13 protein-coding genes are annotated in these 16,996 nt (G+C 63.6%); 3 read left to right on the top strand and 10 right to left on the bottom strand.

Annotation, left to right across the window (positions count from 1 at the left end; all coding sequences use genetic code 11):
* Positions 1-25: 25 nt before the first annotated feature.
* From F474_RS04220 to F474_RS04250, 7 genes are all read right to left on the bottom strand, one after another.
* The gene (locus tag F474_RS04220; RefSeq protein WP_097083790.1) at positions 26-1,468 is read right to left on the bottom strand and encodes an efflux transporter outer membrane subunit; all 1,443 of its coding nucleotides are present in this window, start codon (positions 1,466-1,468) and stop codon (positions 26-28) included.
* Positions 1,465-4,569: an efflux RND transporter permease subunit gene (locus F474_RS04225; RefSeq protein ID WP_097083789.1), complete on the bottom strand. Its 3,105-nt coding sequence runs from the start codon at positions 4,567-4,569 to the stop codon at positions 1,465-1,467. The genes F474_RS04220 and F474_RS04225 overlap by 4 nt, the downstream gene beginning before the upstream one ends.
* Positions 4,566-7,757, bottom strand: a complete 3,192-nt coding sequence (locus tag F474_RS04230; RefSeq protein ID WP_097083788.1) for an efflux RND transporter permease subunit — start codon at positions 7,755-7,757, stop codon at positions 4,566-4,568. The genes F474_RS04225 and F474_RS04230 overlap by 4 nt, the downstream gene beginning before the upstream one ends.
* Positions 7,754-9,046 (bottom strand): MdtA/MuxA family multidrug efflux RND transporter periplasmic adaptor subunit, encoded by a 1,293-nt coding sequence (locus F474_RS04235; RefSeq protein WP_097083787.1) that lies wholly within the window; start codon positions 9,044-9,046, stop codon positions 7,754-7,756. The genes F474_RS04230 and F474_RS04235 overlap by 4 nt, the downstream gene beginning before the upstream one ends.
* A gap of 190 nt (positions 9,047-9,236) precedes the next feature.
* Positions 9,237-9,737: a thiol peroxidase gene (gene tpx, locus F474_RS04240; protein ID WP_097083786.1), complete on the bottom strand. Its 501-nt coding sequence runs from the start codon at positions 9,735-9,737 to the stop codon at positions 9,237-9,239.
* A 112-nt stretch (positions 9,738-9,849) separates the two neighbouring features.
* Positions 9,850-10,176 carry a hypothetical protein gene (locus tag F474_RS04245; RefSeq protein WP_097083785.1) on the bottom strand — a complete coding sequence of 109 codons (327 nt, stop codon included), beginning with the start codon at positions 10,174-10,176 and terminating at the stop codon, positions 9,850-9,852.
* Between the two features lie 141 nt (positions 10,177-10,317).
* On the bottom strand, positions 10,318-11,184 hold the full coding sequence (locus tag F474_RS04250) for an alpha/beta fold hydrolase (protein WP_218191646.1): 867 nt from the start codon (positions 11,182-11,184) through the stop codon (positions 10,318-10,320).
* Positions 11,185-11,358: 174 nt separating this feature from the next.
* Here F474_RS04250 and moaA point away from each other — a divergent pair, with 174 nt between their 5' ends.
* Positions 11,359-12,357 (top strand): GTP 3',8-cyclase MoaA, encoded by a 999-nt coding sequence (gene moaA / locus F474_RS04255; RefSeq protein ID WP_097083783.1) that lies wholly within the window; start codon positions 11,359-11,361, stop codon positions 12,355-12,357.
* Positions 12,358-12,362: 5 nt separating this feature from the next.
* Here the strand turns inward: moaA and F474_RS04260 are convergent, their stop codons facing one another.
* Together F474_RS04260 and F474_RS04265 are read right to left on the bottom strand one after the other, a co-directional pair.
* A complete protein-coding gene (locus tag F474_RS04260; protein ID WP_097083782.1) occupies positions 12,363-13,631 on the bottom strand; it encodes a 3-phosphoshikimate 1-carboxyvinyltransferase in 1,269 nt (422 codons plus the stop codon).
* Between the two features lie 52 nt (positions 13,632-13,683).
* Positions 13,684-14,568, bottom strand: a complete 885-nt coding sequence (locus F474_RS04265) for an EamA family transporter (protein ID WP_097083781.1) — start codon at positions 14,566-14,568, stop codon at positions 13,684-13,686.
* Positions 14,569-14,741: 173 nt separating this feature from the next.
* On the opposite strand from F474_RS04265, the gene F474_RS04270 reads away from it, so the two are divergent.
* Positions 14,742-15,398: a glycosyltransferase family 2 protein gene (locus F474_RS04270; RefSeq protein WP_097083780.1), complete on the top strand. Its 657-nt coding sequence runs from the start codon at positions 14,742-14,744 to the stop codon at positions 15,396-15,398.
* A complete protein-coding gene (locus F474_RS04275; protein ID WP_097083779.1) occupies positions 15,395-16,237 on the top strand; it encodes a glycosyltransferase family 2 protein in 843 nt (280 codons plus the stop codon). The genes F474_RS04270 and F474_RS04275 overlap by 4 nt, the downstream gene beginning before the upstream one ends.
* On the opposite strand, the gene F474_RS04280 is transcribed toward F474_RS04275, so the two are convergent.
* Positions 16,234-16,938: a YebC/PmpR family DNA-binding transcriptional regulator gene (locus F474_RS04280; protein ID WP_097084278.1), complete on the bottom strand. Its 705-nt coding sequence runs from the start codon at positions 16,936-16,938 to the stop codon at positions 16,234-16,236. The genes F474_RS04275 and F474_RS04280 overlap by 4 nt on opposite strands.
* Positions 16,939-16,996: the final 58 nt, after the last annotated feature.

The raw sequence follows: 16,996 nt of genomic DNA on the forward strand, positions 1-16,996 counted from the left end.
CTGCCGATTGAAGGCGGCGGCCAGGTTAAGGCGCCGAAGGTGCCTGCCACCCTCCTCCGAGTGCCACGATCAGGTTGACGCTGGCCACCAACTGGCTTTGGTCGAGCGCAAGCACGCTGCGCTCATTGGACAGCGCTGTGGCCTGGGTGGTGACCACGTCAAGGTAGCCGATCAGCCCGGCGCGGTATTGGTTGGTGGTCAGGCGCAGCGACTCGCGGGCCGCTTCCAGCGCCTGCCGACGCACCAAGGCCTCTTCTTGATAGGTTTTGAGTTGCGCCATGTAGTCTTCGACCTCGCGCAGCCCATCGAGCACTGCCTGGCGGTACTGGGCCACCGTCTGGTCGTAGACGGCGACGCTGCGGTCAACTTCAGCGCTACGCTGGCCGGCATCGAACAGCGTCAGCGCAAGGCTCGGGCCCACTGACCAGAATCGATTGGGCAGGCTAATCCAGTTGGAGAAACTGCTGGAGCTGTAGCCACCGCTGGCGCTCAGCGTGAGGTCGGGGTAATAGGCTGCCTTGGCCACGCCAATGCCCGCGTTGGCGCTCATCACCGCGCGCTCTGCCGCGGCGATGTCAGGGCGGCGCTGCAGTAGCTGTGAGGGCAAGCCCACCGGGATCACCGGCAAGGCAGGCACCTGCTCGGTTTCGGCCAGCGTGAAGTCGGCCGGAGCCTTGCCCATCAGTACGGCAATTGCGTTTTCATACTGCGCGCGCTGCCAGGTGAGGTCGATCAGGTCGGCTTGGGCGCTTTTGAGCTGGGTTCGCGCCTGGGCCACTGCATCGGGGCCTGAGATGCCTGCCTGGTACTGATTGGTGGTCAGTTCCAACGAGCGCTGATAGGTATCGACGGTCGACTGCAGCAGGCGTTTCTCGGCATCGAGCACGCGCAGTTGCAAGTAGTTCTGCACCAGCTGCGACTGCATCGACAGGCGAATGTTGGCCCAGTCGGCCAGGCTTGCCTGAGCGTTGCCCTCGTTGGCCTCCAGTGTTCGGCGCAGGCGGCCCCAGAGATCTGGCTCCCAGCTCACGCCCAGCTGGGCGTTGTAGGTAGTGCGAATGCCGGTGCTGGCATTGGACAAGCTCGACCCACTGCTGCCAGTGCCTTGGGCTGCGCGCGTTTTCCCGGCACTGGCGGAGACGCTGGGAAACAGCGCGCCACGGCTGCCGCGCACGGCTGCCTGGGCCTGGCGGTATTGCGCCTCGTACTGGGCAATGCTCTGGTTGCCACGGTTGAGTTCCTCCACCAGCGCGTTGAGCTGGGCATCGCCGTAGGCAGCCCACCAGTCGCCTTTGGCCTGATCGTCGGCCGGCGCCGCAGCGACCCAACCCTGCGCAGCCTTGAACTGCACAGGGGCGGCGGCGTCGGGGCGGCGGTAATCAGGCCCGACGGCGCAGGCGGTGAGCAGCGCCAACGCCAGCGCCGCAACCGGCAGGCGCAAAGAGAACGGTGCGTGAGACGTGGTCATAGCGATGTTTCCAGGGAAGCGTCGGTTCGGATGCCGCGCCAGCGATTGAAGCGATGGCGCAGGCGGTCCAGAGACAGGTAAACGACGGGCGTGGTGTACAGCGTGAGCACCTGGCTGAGCAGCAGCCCACCGATGATCGCAACGCCCAACGGCGTGCGCATTTCTGCGCCATCACCTCGGCTGAGCAACAACGGCAAGGCCCCGAGCACTGCGGCCAAGGTGGTCATCAGGATCGGCCGCAGGCGCAGCAGGCAGGCTTGGCGGATCGCCTCCAGCGGCGGCAGCGCCTGATCGCGCTCCAGCTGCAAGGCAAGGTCGATCATCATAATGGCGTTTTTCTTCACAACGCCGATCAGCAGAAACAGCCCCAGTAGGGAGATCAGGCTGAACTGCCCGCCGGTCATCCATATCGCCAGCAGTGCCCCTACCCCCGCCGACGGCAGTGTCGAAAGAATGGTCAGCGGGTGGATGTAACTTTCGTAAAGCACGCCGAGTACCAGATACACCACCACCAGCGCACCGAGGATCATGAACGGCTGCCCCTGCTGGGCCTTCATGAACGCATCGGCATTGCCAGCGACCTTGACGATCAACCCGTCGGGCAGGCCCAGGCCAGCCAGGGCGCGATCCACGGCAGCGGTGGCCTCCCCCAGCGTATGGCCGGGCGCGGCATCAAAAGAGATGTCTTCGGAGGCGAAACCTTCTTCATGGCTGACCCGGTCGTCCGCCAGGCTGTTCTCGTAGCTGGCGATGGTCGAGAGCGGCACCTGCGCGCCGCTGCTGGTGATCACCTTGATCTGCTCCAGCGTAACGGGGTCCCAGGCGTATTGAGGGTTGACCTCCATCACTACCTGGTACTGGTTGAGGCTGTCGTAGATGGTCGAGACCTGTCGCTGGCTGTAGGCATTGTTGAGCACAGTCATCACCGTGCTCATGTCGATGCCCAGCCGCTTGGCCTGGTCACGGTCGACCTTGAGTGTCACCTGAGCGGTGCCAGCCCCTTCCCGGGCATCGATGGCGGTAATCTCCGGCACCTTGTGCAGCGCCTGCACGATTTTCGGAAACCACTGGCGCAACTGGGCCAGGTCGTCGCTCTGCACCGTGTACTGATATTGGGAAGTAGTGTCGTCGCGAGCACCGCCGAACTGCAGGTCTTGGTCAGAATTCAGGAACAACCGTGCGCCAGCGATCTTCGGTGCGTTCTTGCGGATGCGTTCGATCACCTGCTTGGCCGACACCCCACGCTCCTTGAGCGGTTTGAGCCGGACCAGCACGGTCGCGTTGTTGGTGCCGTTATTGCCACCCAGGGTCGCCGCTACGCTCTCCACCGCCGGGTCGGCCAGGATGGCGTCGCGGTATTGGCGCATCTTGGGCTGCATCACACCGAAGGACAGCCCATCGTCGCCCCGGATGAAGCCCATCAGCTGGCCGGTGTCCTGCTCGGGCATGAGCGTCTTGGGCACCACCACGTAGAGCGCCACATTGACCACGATGGTCGCCAGCAGGCTCAGCAGGGTCAGGCGAGGATGCCGCAACACCCAGCCCAAGCTACGGTCGTAGAGCGCCACCAGGCGCGTGTTGGCTCGCTCGCTCCACTGCTGCAGCCGGCTGCGCTGGCTGCCGTGGGGTTTGAGCCAGCGCGCGCAGAGCATAGGTGTGAGCGTGAGCGACACCAGCAGCGAGACGACGATAGCGGCCGCCAGGGTGATGGAAAACTCACGGAACAAGCTGGAGACGAAGCCGCCCATGAACAGAATCGACAGGAACACCACTACCAGCGAGCTGTTCATCGCCAGCAGGGTGAAGCCGACTTCCCGCGCACCGCGGTAGGCGGCGTCCAGTGGCGGCACGCCGTCGTCGATGTGCCGGGCGATGTTCTCCAGCACCACGATTGCATCATCCACCACCAGCCCTGTGGCCAGGATCAGTGCCATCAGCGACAGGTTGTTCAGCGAGAAACCGTACAGGTACATCACCGCGAAGGTGCCGATCAACGAAACAGGCACTGCCAGGGTCGGGATCAGCGAGGCCCGGGCACTGGCCAGAAACAGGTAGACCACCAGCACCACCAGCACCACGGCGATCAGCAGGGTAACCTCCGCCTCGTGCAGGGTTGCCTTGATCACCGAGGTGCGGTCCATGGCCACGGTGAGGTTGGCGCTGGCCGGCATCACCGCCCTGAGGGCCGGCAGCTGATCCTTGATGTGCTGCACGGTTTCGATGATGTTGGCGCCCGCCTGGCGGTTGATTACCAGCAGCACAGCGTCCTGGCGGTTGAAGAAACCACTGTTGTAGCGGTCTTCCACCGCATCGCTGACCTTGGCCACATCCGACAGGCGCAACACCGCGCCATCACGGGCGCGAATGATCAGTGGCCGGTAGTCCTCAGCCTTCTCCAGTTGATCGCTGGCCTGCACCTGCCAGGCACGGTCGCCATCTTCGACGAAGCCCTTGGGCCGGCGAACGTTGGCGGTTGTGATGGCGCTGCGGACGTCGTCCAGGGCCACGCCGTACTGCTCCAGCAAACGGGGTTGCAGCTCGACCCGCACTGCCGGCAGAGAGCTGCCACCGATCTGCACCTCGCCTACCCCATTCACCTGCGACAGGCTCTGCGACAAGATGGTGGAAGCCAAGTCATACAACTGGCCCTTCTGCAACACATTGCTGGTCAGCGCCAACGCCATGATAGGCGCCTGTGAAGGGTTGATCTTCTTGTAGGTGGGCAGGCTCTTCATGCCACTGGGCATGAGCGAACGTGAGGCGTTGATCGCTGCCTGCACATCACGAGCCGCGCCGTCGATGTCGCGGCCCTGCTCGAAACTCATGATCACCCGGGTCGAGCCCTGGCTTGAACGGCTGAACAGGGTCTGCACGCCACTCAGGCTTGCCAGCGCACGCTCCAACGGCGTGGCGACGGTAGAGGCCATCACTTCGGGGCTAGCCCCAGGCAGGCTCGCGCTGACCACGATGACCGGGAAGTCCAGCTGAGGCAGCGGTGCCACCGGCAAAAGGCGAAAGCTCACCGCGCCCACCAGCATGATCGCCACACACAGCAGGAACGTGGCCACCGGCCGCCGGATGAACGGCCCCGACAGGTTCACGCGCTACGCTCCTGCCGGTGACGGCGCAAGCGCCTGGCCAAGCGGTCGAAGCCCAGGTAGATGACCGGGGTGGTGAACAGTGTCAGCACCTGGCTCACCGCCAGGCCGCCGACCATCACCAGGCCCAGCGGCTGGCGCAGCTCCGCCCCCGACCCTTGGGCGAACATCAGCGGCAGCGCGCCAAACAGCGCGGCAAGCGTGGTCATCAGGATCGGGCGAAAGCGCAGCAACGCCGCTTCGCGGATGGCCTCCAGCGGCGCCAGCCCCCGCTCGCGCTCGGCCTCCAGGGCGAAGTCGATCATCATGATGGCGTTTTTCTTGACGATGCCGATCAGCAGGATGATGCCGATGATCCCGATCATGCCCAAGTCGTTGCCTGACAGCAGCAGCGACAACAGCGCGCCCACCGCCGCCGAGGGCAAGGTGGAAAGAATGGTCACCGGGTGAATGAAACTCTCGTAGAGCACGCCCAATACGATGTACATCGTCACCACGGCCGCCAGGATCAACAGCAGAGTGCTCGACAGCGATGCCTGGAACGCCTCGGCGGCGCCCTGGAATTGCGTTTGCACCCCCGCTGGCATGCCGATGGCCTGCTGGGTACGCTCGATCACATCAACCGCCTCGCCCAGCGATACCCCCGGGGCCAGGTTGAACGACATCATCACTGCCGGAAACTGCCCGATGTGGGCGATGGCCAGCTGCGCCTGGCGCTGCTCGATGCGCGCCAGGCTCGACAGCCGCACCTGGCCGCCACCTTCGCTGCTGGTCACGCTGGTACCTGTGGTGCTGGCCTGGTTGGCGGTGTTGTTGGTGTTACCGGTGCCGGTGCTGTTGGTGCCCACCGAGCTGTCGCCAGACGCTTTCACATACAGCTGGTCGAGCGCGGCCGGGCCGATGCTGCCACCGTCGGCCGACTGCAGCACTACGCGGTACTGGCTGGCCTGGGTATAGATGGTAGAGATCTGCCGCTGGCCGAAGGCATCGTAAAGCGCGTTGGTGATGTCCGAAACGTTCACCCCAAGGCGCTTGGCGCTGTCGCGATCGATGTCCAGGTACACCTGCAGGCCACGATCCTGCAAGTCGCTGGCAACGTCACGCAGCTCCGGCTGCTGATGCAGCGCATCGGCCAGTTTGCCGCTCCACAGCGCCAGCTGGTCAGCATCGGGCGACGACAGGCTGAACTGATACTGGGTGCGGCTGACCCGGTCCTCAATGGTGAGGTCTTGTACCGGCTGCATGAACAACCGCACACCCGGGATACCATCGACCTGCGGTTGCAGGCGCCGGATCACTTCGCTGGCAGTGGCATCGCGTTCGCTGCGCGGCTTGAGGTTGATCTGCAGGCGCCCGCTGTTGAGGGTTGCGTTATCGCCGTCGACGCCGATGTAGGAGGACAGGCTCTGCACCGCCGGGTCTTGCAGGATGATGTCGGCCAGCGCCTGCTGGCGCACCGCCATGGCCTTGAACGAGATCGACTGCGGCGCCTCGGAGATTCCCTGGATGAACCCGGTGTCCTGTACCGGAAAGAAGCCCTTGGGCACCGCCAGGTAGAGCACTACCGTCAGGGCCAGAGTCGCCAGGGCCACCAACAGCGTAAGGGGCTGGTGCCGAAGCACCCAACCCAGCGCGCTGTCGTAGCGCGCCACCAGCCAATCGATCCAGGCGCCGCTGGCGCGGTAGAAGCGGCTCTGTTGCTCTGGCGCCGGCTCACGTTTGAGCAGCCGCGCGCACATCATCGGCGTAAGGGTCAGCGATACCACCAGCGAGATCATGATCGCCACCGCCAAAGTGATGGCGAACTCGCGAAACAACCGCCCTACCACATCGGCCATGAACAGCAACGGGATCAGCACCGCAATCAGCGAGAAAGTCAGCGATACCAACGTGAAACCGATCTGCTGCGCGCCCTTGAGCGCAGCATTGAGCGGTGTTTCGCCCTCTTCGATGTGGCGTGCGATGTTCTCGAGCATCACGATGGCGTCGTCGACCACGAAGCCGGTGGCCACCGTCAGCGCCATCAGCGTGAGGTTGTTGATGGAAAAGCCCGCCAGGTACATCACTGCGAAGGTGCCGACCAGCGACAAGGGCACCGCGATCGAGGGAATCAGCGTGGCGCTGGCGCGGCGCAGGAACAGGAAGGTCACCAGCACCACCAGCACGATGGCGAACAGCAACTCCTTCTGGACATCGTTGACCGAGGCGCGGATGGTCTGGGTGCGGTCGCTCAGGACGGTCACATCGACGCCGGCCGGCAGGTTTTCGGTGATCGAGGGCAGCACCTGGCGGATGCTGTCCACCACCTGAATGACGTTGGCGCCGGGCTGGCGCTGGATGTTCAGCAATACCGCCTGCTGGCGGTTGGCCCAGGCAGCGAGGCGCTCGTTCTCGGCCCCGTCGACGATGCTGGCCACATCCTTCAAACGCAGCGGCGCACCGTTGCGGTAGGCCAGGATCAGATCGGCGTACTCCTGCGGTGAACGCAGCTGGTCGTTGGCATCGAGCATCGACACCCTCGTGGGGCCATCGAAGTTGCCTTTGGGCTGGTTGACGTTGGACGCGCTGATCAAGGTGCGTACATCGGCCAGGTTCAAGCCATTGGCCGCCAGGGCCTGTGGGTTGACCTTGATACGAACCGCCTGGCGCTGGCCACCGGCCAGGGTAATCAGGCCGACGCCCGACACCTGCGAGAGTTTCTGCGCCATGCGTGTTTCGACCATGTCGTTCAGGCGCGGCAACGGCAGGGTCTTGGAGGTCACGGCAATGGTGAGCACCGGCGTGTCGGCCGGGTTGACCTTGTTGTACACAGGGGGCGCGGGCAGGTCGCTGGGCAGCAGGTTGTTGGCAGCGTTGATCGCCGCCTGCACCTCCTGCTCGGCAACGTCCATCGACAGCTCGAGGCTGAAGCGCAAGGTGATCACGGATGCACCGCCCGAGCTGGTCGAGGCCATCTGGTCGAGGCCGGGCATCTGCCCGAACTGGCGCTCCAGCGGTGCGGTCACCGCGCTGGTCATCACATCCGGGCTGGCACCAGGGTATAGCGTCATCACGCGAATGGTGGGGTAGTCGACCTGCGGCAGCGCCGAGACCGCCATCATCTTGTACCCCATCAGGCCGGCCAGGACGATGGCCAACATCGTCAGGGTGGTGGCTACCGGCCGCAGAATGAACAGGCGGGAGATATTCATGCGCCGGTTTTGCCCGCGCGGCCGGTTTTGCCAGCACTGCCCTGCCCTTGCAGGTGCTCGCCGGGGGAGCCGGGCAGTTCTTCGGCGGGGTCGGCCACCACCTCGACCTTGGAGCCGTCACGCAGGCGGTCGGTGCCCTCCAGCACCACTTGATCGCCAGCGGCCAGCCCTTCAAGAATCACGGTGGAGCTGCCGTCGCTCGGGCCGAGCTTGAGTTGGCGCACTTTCACCTTGTCGCCGTCCAAGGCGTACACGAAAGAGCCGTCGGCGCCGAATTGAATGGCCGCTGTGGGCGCCAGCACCACGTTTTTCAATGTATTGACCAGTACGCGAACATTGACGAACTGATTGGGGAACAGCGCTTGGTCTTTGTTCTCGAACGCAGCCTTGAACTTGAGGGTGCCGGTGGTGGTGTCGATCTGGTTGTCAGGGCTTTGCAGCACCCCGCTTGCCTGCAGCTTGCTGTCACCGCGGTCCCAGGCCTCAACAGTGAGATGGGCGCCGGCACGGTAGCGCTCCAGAACAGGGTCGAGCTGGGTTTCAGGCAATGTGAAGGTCACGCTGATCGGCTGCATCTGGGTAACGACGGCCACCGCCGTGCTGTCGTTGGCTGCCAGCAGGTTGCCCACGTCGAGTTGGCGCAGGCCCACCCGGCCATCGATGGGCGAACGGATCTGGGCGAAGTCCAGGTTCAGGCGAGCGTCGTTGACCGCCGCCTGGTTGGTTTTCACCGTGCCTTCATACTGGGCCACCAGTGACTGCTGAGTATCCAGGGTCTGGCGGGCGATGCTGTCCTGAGCGAACAGACCTTGGTAACGCTTGAGGTCGGTGCGAGCGTTATTGAGCAGCGCCTGGTTGGTGGCCAGGGTGCCTTCGGCCTGCTGAAGTGCGATCTGGTAGCTGCGAGGGTCGATCTGCGCCAGAAGATCACCCGCCTTCACCGCCTGCCCCTCGCGAAAAGCCACCTTGACCAGCTCGCCGGCCACCCGGGTGCGCACGTTCACCGTGTTGAGCGCTGTAACGGTACCCAGCGCCTTGTAATAGAGCGGGAAGTCTCCGGCAGTGATGCGCGCCACCCGCACCGGCGTGGGCCCTTCGCTGCCACCGAAACCTGCGCGAGCCGGGTTACCGCCGCCCCCCCTGCCGCCGTGGGCAGCCGGTTTAGCCGCGCCAGCAGAGTCTGCCACCGTGCGATGGCTCCAATACCACCAAGTGGCGACAGCGATCAGAACGAGCAGCAACAGGCCGAACAGCCGGCGACGGGAAAAGCGGGAACCAGACGATTGCATGGGGAGATAGGCCCTTGATGGCGACAAGCTTCCTTTCAGGAGGCAGAACGATAATCACCCAGGGCGGATAAGCAAAGCGGCTTTACCGCTCGTTTACGAAATTCTTGGTGTCGGTTTTGAAACACGCAGGTCGCCCGGCTGCCAACCTCCCGCAGGATGAACCCGCGACGATGCGGGAGGCTGGCTGGGATTACTTCAGAACAGCCAGTGCCGCGTCGTAGTCAGGCTCCTGCTTGATCTCAGGTACCAGCTCGCTGTGCAGCACGACGTCGTTCTCATCCAGTACCACAACCGCACGGGCGGTAAGGCCTGCTATCGGACCACTGGCGATGGCCACGCCGTACGCCTCATGAAAGCCGGGGTTGCGAAAGGTCGACAGGTTCACAACGTTTTCCAGCCCCTCAGCCCCGCAAAAGCGCTTCTGGGCGAACGGCAGGTCGGCCGAAACGCACAGTACAACGGTGTTGGCCACTGCGTTGGCTTGAGCGTTGAATTTGCGCACCGAAGTTGCGCAGGTGGGCGTGTCGACGCTTGGGAAAATGTTCAGCACTTTGCGCTTGCCGGCGAAATCGGACAGGGTCTTGTCGGCCAGGTCGCCTGCAGTCAGGGTGAACGCGGGGGCTTTGGCGCCTTTCTGCGGGAACGCGCCCTTGATGTCGATCGGGTTGCCGCCTTGGGTGACGTTAGCCATGAGGAGTCCTTGTGCACGAAACGTTAGGGAGCCGGAAGTTAAGCATGAAGCCTATCAACCGGCTAGCCCCAGGGTCATCGTGCCGCTTGTGCTAAAGCCATCCGCTTGGCGCCTATTGAGGCTTAAAAGCCCTGAAAAGGTGTGCGGCAGCTTGAGCGAAGTCTAAGAGTAGGCGCTTATCGTCGTCGTTGGATTTGCCATCACCGTTGGCATCGGTGTTGTTGGCCACAATGTCATAGATGCCGTCATTCTTGGAGGAGCGCACTAACACGGCATGCACTGTCTCCGTCGTCTTAGCGGCAGGCTTTTCAGGATCGGCGGTAGACTCTTCAGGATCGGCGGTAGGCTGTTCAGGATCCCGATACTCTATTAGCAGTTCCGGATGAGTGTCTGAATCGATATCTTCGAGCTGGACTAAAAGTTGATAGGTGCTAGTCATGGCATGCTCTCCTGTGAACCTGAGAAAGACGAAACCGGTGTGGGGCACCGTTACGCATGTTCACGATACTCAAGAGGCCAAAGCGGCATAACTGGTAGATCTATCGGTTAGTGACTGAAGCAAATAGCGCCGGGGGGCTAATCAGGGCGCGGGGGCCAAGAAGCGCTGCACCGCTTCAGCGAACACTTGCGGCTGGTCAGCCATGATGAAGTGGTAGCTGTTACGAACGCGCACCCTTTTCAAACCCACCAACCCTTGATATTGCGCGGCCCAGAGCGCATCCACTTCATCGGCCGGGCGCCCCGCATCGGCATAGAGCGCGGTCACCGGCAGCTGCATCGCGGCCAGGCCGGGTCGCACGTCGGTGAGCATGGTTTCCCTGAGCGCTGCGGCCAACGCGTGGCGGTCACTGGCCTGAGCCCAGCCAACGATCTGCGCCTGGGTAAAGGGTGACAGGCTCAGCCCTTGCGCAACCCGGGCCTGGCGCTGGCTGAAGGTGGCGTCATCGAGCGCCAGCATCTCCTGCCGGGCTCGCTCGGCAGCGGGGCGGGCGTCTTCTACGGTTTGCGCGCCGAACAGGGCGCTATAAAACGGTAACGTATCGACGGTCATCAAGCGGCCAACGTCATCAGGGTAGGCCTGGGCGAGCATCAACCCACACAGCCCACCCATCGAATGGCCGATGACCGCAGGGTGATTCAACCGCTCTTGGCGGATGTAACGCGCCAGGTCTTCGACAACCGGTTGCAGGAACGGGCCGTCACCGAAGGCCCAGGGTTCCCCGGCAAAACCTGCCAGCTGCACCCGATGCACCCGGTGATCGGCTTGCAGCTGAGCCGCGAGGCCATCCCACACCGCTCGGCCACTGCCAAGGCCCGGAATCAAGATCACATCCGGCCCCTGCCCGCTCACCTCCACGCTGAAGCGCGTCACAGGCTGCGCGGCCTGGGCCACGCTCCACCAGCACATCATGAAGGCGCCCAGCAGCGCCACCCACCGCTTTTTCATCGTTATACCGTTGATTTTCAAGGCTTGGCGCAGCATACCCGGCGCGGTGCGGGGCCGATAGAGGCGTTCGATAGGCTTATCGGAACAAGCGATTGGACGCTTCAACCTCACCCGCGTAGCCTGTGGTGATCAGGCCGCAGTGTTTGTCGTGGCCATCATCTGCAAGAGGCGCGCATGCCCCAGGCTACCCTGACCGACAGCTTCGCCCGCAAGGTCGACTACCTGCGTATTTCGGTCACCGATCGCTGCGATTTCCGCTGTGTGTACTGCATGGCTGAAACCATGCAGTTCCTGCCTCGCCAGCAGGTGTTGAGCCTGGAAGAAATCGAAGCGATGGCACGCGCGTTCGTGAACCTGGGTACGCGCAAGATCCGCCTCACTGGCGGCGAGCCACTGGTACGCCAGGGCGTGGTAGGGCTGTGCAGCCGTATCGCGGCCCTGCCCGGCCTACAGGAACTGTGCATGACCAGCAATGGCTCGCAGCTCGGCCGGCTCGCTTCACCGCTGTTCGACGCCGGCGTCAGCCGCCTGAACATCAGCCTCGACAGCCTGCACGCCGACCGCTTCAAGGCACTGACTCGTACCGGTGATCTGCAGCAAGTTCTGGCAGGTATCGATGCGGCCCGCGCAGCAGGCTTCAAGCACACCAAGCTCAATTGCGTGGTGATGAAAGGCCGCAATGACGACGAGATCCTCGACTTGGTCGACTTTGCGCTCGAACGCGAGCTCGACATCAGCTTCATCGAAGAAATGCCCCTCGGCCAGATCAGTGAACACAGCCGCGCCGAAGCGTTCTTCTCCAGCGAACAGGTGCGCGAGCGGATCGCCGAGCGCTACAGCCTGCTGCCTTCCGCTGACACCACGCAGGGCCCGTCTCGTTATTGGCGCCTGGCCGAAGCGCCCGGCAGCCGCATCGGCTTCATCTCACCGCACAGCCACAACTTCTGCGCCACCTGCAACCGCGTGCGCCTGACTGTCGAGGGCCGGTTACTGCTGTGCCTGGGCAATGAGCATTCGGCTGACCTGAAGGCGGTGCTGCGTGCCAACCCGGGCCAACCCGAGAAACTGGAAAACGCCATACTGGACGCAATCGGGCGCAAGCCCTGGCGGCATGACTTCAAGCTGGACGACCAGGTGCAGATCGTCCGCTTCATGAACATGACCGGCGGCTAGCTGGCCTACGGCGCTGGCTGGAAGGTGCACCTCACGCCCAAAGCCTCCAGCTCGCGCCAGTACTCTGGATACGTCTTGCCCACGCACAGCGGGTCTTCGATGGCGATACCTGCGATTTTCAAGCCGGCCAGGGCAAAGCACATGGCCATCCGGTGGTCGGAATGGGTATCGATGCGCGCCGTGACCTCAGTGCCGGCCAACGCCGAATCCGCCTCGACGATGAGGTCGTCCCCTTCCACACGGGCAAGGCCTGGGCGAATGGCATTGAGGCCGTGATGCAGCGCCTGTACCCGGTCGCACTCTTTGACTCGCAGGTTGGCCAGCTGCGTAAAGCGCACTGGCGTCTCGTTGAAGGCTGCCAGCACCGCCAGGGTCGGAATGGCGTCCTGCATTTGCGAACCGTCGATCACGGGGGCCATATGCGGGAATTGGGCGATGAATTGCTGGGCGCGGGCGTCAGGCTGGGTAAAGGCCTCGTTGGCAACCCCTAGGTCGATGCGTCCACCCGTGAGGGCTTGGGCAGCCCACAAATAGGTAGCGGCCGAGGCATCGGGTTCGATCTGGTAATCCGTGGCCTGATAGCCGGTGGGCTGCACGCGCCACGTGACTTCATCGATCATCTGCACCTGGGCACCGAAAGCCTGCATGGCCGCCACGGTCAGGTCAACGTAGCCACGGGCACCGATGTCTTTGCCGGTCAGGGCCACGTCGATAGGCGCCTGGCCGCAGGCTGCCAGCATCAGCAGGGCCGAGACGTACTGGCTGGACAACCCCCCGTCGATCTCGAAGCGTTCTACCGCCAACTGGCCATTGCCCCGAACTGTGACCGGCGGGCAGCCGGTGGCACTGCTGGCGTCTACCCCGCCGGCACGCAGGGCATCGAGCAAGGGGCCGATTGGGCGCTTTTGCATGTAATGGTCGCCGTCGAGCACCACCTCACCCGCCACCGTGGCCACTGCTGCCGTAAGAAAACGCACCGCAGTGCCGGCATTGCCAAGGAACAGAGGCTCAGCCGGCGCCAGCAGCCGCCCGCTGCTGCTGACCACGAAGGTCGTGGCGTCAGGCTCCTCTACGGTGACACCCATTTGCCTCAGGGCATTGGACATGTGCCGGGTATCGTCGCTCTTGAGCGCGCCGGTCAATCGGCTGGTGCCCTTGGCCAGGGCCGCAAGCAGCAATGCCCGGTTGGTGATCGATTTGGAACCTGGGGGCGCCACGCGGCCTTCCAATGCCCGGCCGGGCGGTGTGACGGTAACAGTGGCGGGCGCGGTCATGGCAATTCTCCGGAAAATCAGCGCGGGCAAAGGGCCGGTATCATGCCACGGCTCAGGTGGCCGGCACCACGCGTTGCGCCACGCGTGGGCCGAATACGTTCACCAGCAGGCCGAGCATCACCAGCGCACCGCCCCACCACTGCAGGCTCGACAGGCGCTCGCCCAGCAACAGCGCTGCACTGGCCAGGCCCACTACCGGCACCAGCAGCGAGAACGGCGCTACCCTGCCCGCCGGGTAGCGCGATAGCAACCGGCTCCACAGGCCATACCCGAGCATGGTAGCGATCACTGCCAGATACAGCAGCGCCAGAATCGAAGACCAGCCAATATTGAGCAGCGCGTGAGCAATGCGCTCCGGCCCGTCCAGGTACCAAGACAGTGCAAGAAACGGCAGCGGCGGCACCGCCGCCCCCCAGATCACCAGCCCCATCAGGTTGACCTGCCCAAAGCGCCGGGTGAGCACATTGCCCAAAGCCCAGGATGCGCCCCCGCAAAGGGTCAGCACCACCGCAATCAGGGGCGTAGCCTGGCCACCGTGCTGCAGCCCGATCAGCGCCAGGCCGCCGGCCGCAATCAACAGGCCCAGCCCGCTGGCCACGCGCAGCCGTTCGCCCAGAAAGGCTGCAGCGAAAATAAGGGTAAAGAACGCCTGCGACTGCAACACCAATGACGCAAGCCCCGGTGGCATTCCGTGCGCCATGGCTTCGAACAGGAAGGCGAACTGGCCTAGCGAAATCGTTGCGCCGTAGGCGATCAACCAGCGCCATGGCAGTTGCGGGCGACGCACGAAGAACATTGCCGGAAACGCGACAAGGGCGAAGCGCAAAGCGCCAAGCAGCATGGGCGGCAAGCCGTCCAGGCCCACCTTGATTACCACGAAGTTCACGCCCCAGGCGACGATCACCACCAATGCCCACATCAGGTCCCGCGGTGCCATGCCCTGCTCCTTGCCCATGTTCATCCCCAGCCAATGACAGTTGGTCGGCTCGCTGAAACCAGCCGGCGAGCGCCCGGGTCGACTGATTCAGCGTGGGCGCCAAAACAAATGTTACGGGGTATGGCCCGGTACTGCCACGTTTCACATAAGGTAATTCCCTGCGAGGAACGCACATGATCGGAATCGTGATACCTGCTCATAACGAAGAAGCCTGCCTCGACCGTTGCCTGCGCAGCGTACTGGCCGCAGCCGCCCATCCTTTATTGTTGGGCGAACCGGTGCAAGTGATGGTGGTACTGGACAACTGTACCGACGCCTCTCGCACGATCTGCGAACAGCACCCAGTGAAGATTCTGGAAGTCAGCGTGCGCAACGTGGGCTCTGCACGCGCTGCCGGGGCCCGCGCGTTGATCGACGCCGGCGCTCGCTGGCTGGCGTGCACCGACGCCGACAGCACGGTACCGCTTGACTGGTTGGCAGCCCAGCTTGCCCATGAAGCTGATGCAGTGTGCGGCGTGGTCGAGGTGGACGACTGGAGCCCGCATCACGCCCAGGTACGGGAACGCTATGAAGCGGCCTATCGCGACCTCGACGGCCACAGCCACATCCATGGCGCCAACCTAGGGGTAACCAGCGTGGCCTACCTGCAAGCGGGAGGTTTCCCTGCGCTGGCTTGCCATGAAGACGTTCACCTGGTGCGCGCCCTTGAAGCTCAAGGCGCACGCATCGCCTGGAGCCGTTCGGTACGGGTGCGCACCAGTGCCAGGCTGGACTTTCGTGCTCAAGGCGGCTTTGGCAGTTACCTGCAGGGCCTGAGCGAGGGCGCATGAACGTCATAACCCTGGCTCACGGCCGTGAGCAGGCATTGGCCCATCTGATCGAAGGCCTTGACCGCCAAACGCTGGCGCCTGGGGCGCTGTGGGTTGTGCATATGAATGAAGCCCCACGCGAGCATAAGGCCCGGCATTTTCCGATCTACACCCGACGTGTGGACAGCGCAGAGGGATTGCCCCTTGCGGCCGCACGCAACCAGGCGTTGGCCATCGACCCGGCCAGCGCCTGGGCGTTTCTGGATGTTGATTGCATCCCCTTGCAGGGGTGGTTGGCCGCCTATCGCCAGGGGCTACGCCAACGGCCCGACGCGTTGCAGCTGGGCCAAGTGCGTTACCTGCCGCGCCAGGCAGAGCTGGCGGCCTGGACAGGCGAAGCCCTCGAAAAGGAGGCAGTGGCGCATCCGCTCGCCGTGCACCGGCCGGCACCGGGTGGTGAAGTGCCGTATCCGTTGTTCTGGTCGCTGAACTTCGCAGTCATGGGCCCAGTGCTGGAACACATAGGCGGCTTTGACGAGGGTTACCAGGGTTACGGCGCAGAAGACACCGATTTCGCATTCAATGCTCGTGAGCGAGGCGTGCCGCTGTTGGCCTGCGAGGCCTTGGCGCTGCACCAATATCATGCTGTATGGCGCCCGCCTTTGAACCATTTTGCGGCCATCGTGGCCAATGCCCGGCGCTTCCGGCAGCGGTGGGGCCAGTGGCCAATGCAGGATTGGCTCGAAGCGTTCGCCGAACTTGAGCTGATCCGCATGGACAGCGAGACGCTTGAGATACTCCGCGCCCCGACGCCGGAGCAAGTGCTCGCAGCGCGGGACGACTCGGGGCGAGGGTTTTAGCCAGCCAAACCTACGTAGACGTTCTGCACGTCGTCGTGACCGTCAATGGCATCCAGAAATGCCTCGACTTCTGCAAGCTTTTCTTCGTCGCCCAGGGTGACGGGGTTTTTCGGCACGTAGCCGATCTTTGCCGAAATCACGGTGAAACCCTGCTCGGGAAGCGCTTTTTGCACGGCGTCCAGGTCAGTGGTATCGGTGATGAAGAGCGTTGCGCCCTCTTCGGCAGGCTCGAAATCCTGCGCACCTGCCTCGATCGCCGCCATTTCCGGGTCGGCATCGGCGGTGGCAGGCGTAGCTTCGATCAGCCCCACGTGGCTGAAGTCCCAGGACACCGAGCCCTCGGCACCTAGCTGGCCCTTGCGAAACAGCACGCGAATCTCAGCGACGGTGCGGTTGACGTTATCGGTCAGGCATTCGACGATCAGCGGCACCTGGTGCGGGGCAAAGCCCTCGTATTTGACCAGCGTGTACTGGACCGTCTCACCCGACAGGCCGGCGCCTTTCTTGATGGCGCGCTCCAGCGTATCGCGTGGCATCGAGGCCTTTTTGGCCTGCTCTACCACCAAGCGCAGGCGGGCATTCATTTCCGGGTCGGCCCCGCCACGTGCGGCGATCTGAAGTTCCTTGGCCAGCTTGCCGAAGATACGCCCCTTGGCGTTGGCTGCTGCCTCTCTGTGTTTAGCTTTCCATTGTGCGCCCATGGCTGTTTCTCTGATTTCACTGTACAAGAGCACCGGCACGAGCTGCCGGCGCAGGTGG

The sequence above is a fragment of the Pseudomonas sp. URIL14HWK12:I12 genome (assembly GCF_003097135.1).
Taxonomy (GTDB): Bacteria; Pseudomonadota; Gammaproteobacteria; order Pseudomonadales; family Pseudomonadaceae; genus Aquipseudomonas.

Bases quoted from the DNA above. Each gene is read 5' to 3' on its own strand.
- F474_RS04220 (WP_097083790.1), bottom strand. From the start codon at position 1,468: ATGACCACGTCTCACGCACCGTTCTCTTTGCGCCTGCCGGTTGCGGCG.
- F474_RS04230 (WP_097083788.1), bottom strand. From the start codon at position 7,757: ATGAATATCTCCCGCCTGTTCATTCTGCGGCCGGTAGCCACCACCCTG.
- F474_RS04235 (WP_097083787.1), bottom strand. From the start codon at position 9,046: ATGCAATCGTCTGGTTCCCGCTTTTCCCGTCGCCGGCTGTTCGGCCTG.
- tpx (WP_097083786.1), bottom strand. From the start codon at position 9,737: ATGGCTAACGTCACCCAAGGCGGCAACCCGATCGACATCAAGGGCGCG.
- F474_RS04245 (WP_097083785.1), bottom strand. From the start codon at position 10,176: ATGACTAGCACCTATCAACTTTTAGTCCAGCTCGAAGATATCGATTCA.
- F474_RS04250 (WP_218191646.1), bottom strand. From the start codon at position 11,184: ATGAAAAAGCGGTGGGTGGCGCTGCTGGGCGCCTTCATGATGTGCTGG.
- moaA (WP_097083783.1), top strand. From the start codon at position 11,359: ATGCCCCAGGCTACCCTGACCGACAGCTTCGCCCGCAAGGTCGACTAC.
- F474_RS04260 (WP_097083782.1), bottom strand. From the start codon at position 13,631: ATGACCGCGCCCGCCACTGTTACCGTCACACCGCCCGGCCGGGCATTG.
- F474_RS04265 (WP_097083781.1), bottom strand. From the start codon at position 14,568: ATGGCACCGCGGGACCTGATGTGGGCATTGGTGGTGATCGTCGCCTGG.
- F474_RS04270 (WP_097083780.1), top strand. From the start codon at position 14,742: ATGATCGGAATCGTGATACCTGCTCATAACGAAGAAGCCTGCCTCGAC.
- F474_RS04275 (WP_097083779.1), top strand. From the start codon at position 15,395: ATGAACGTCATAACCCTGGCTCACGGCCGTGAGCAGGCATTGGCCCAT.
- F474_RS04280 (WP_097084278.1), bottom strand. From the start codon at position 16,938: ATGGGCGCACAATGGAAAGCTAAACACAGAGAGGCAGCAGCCAACGCC.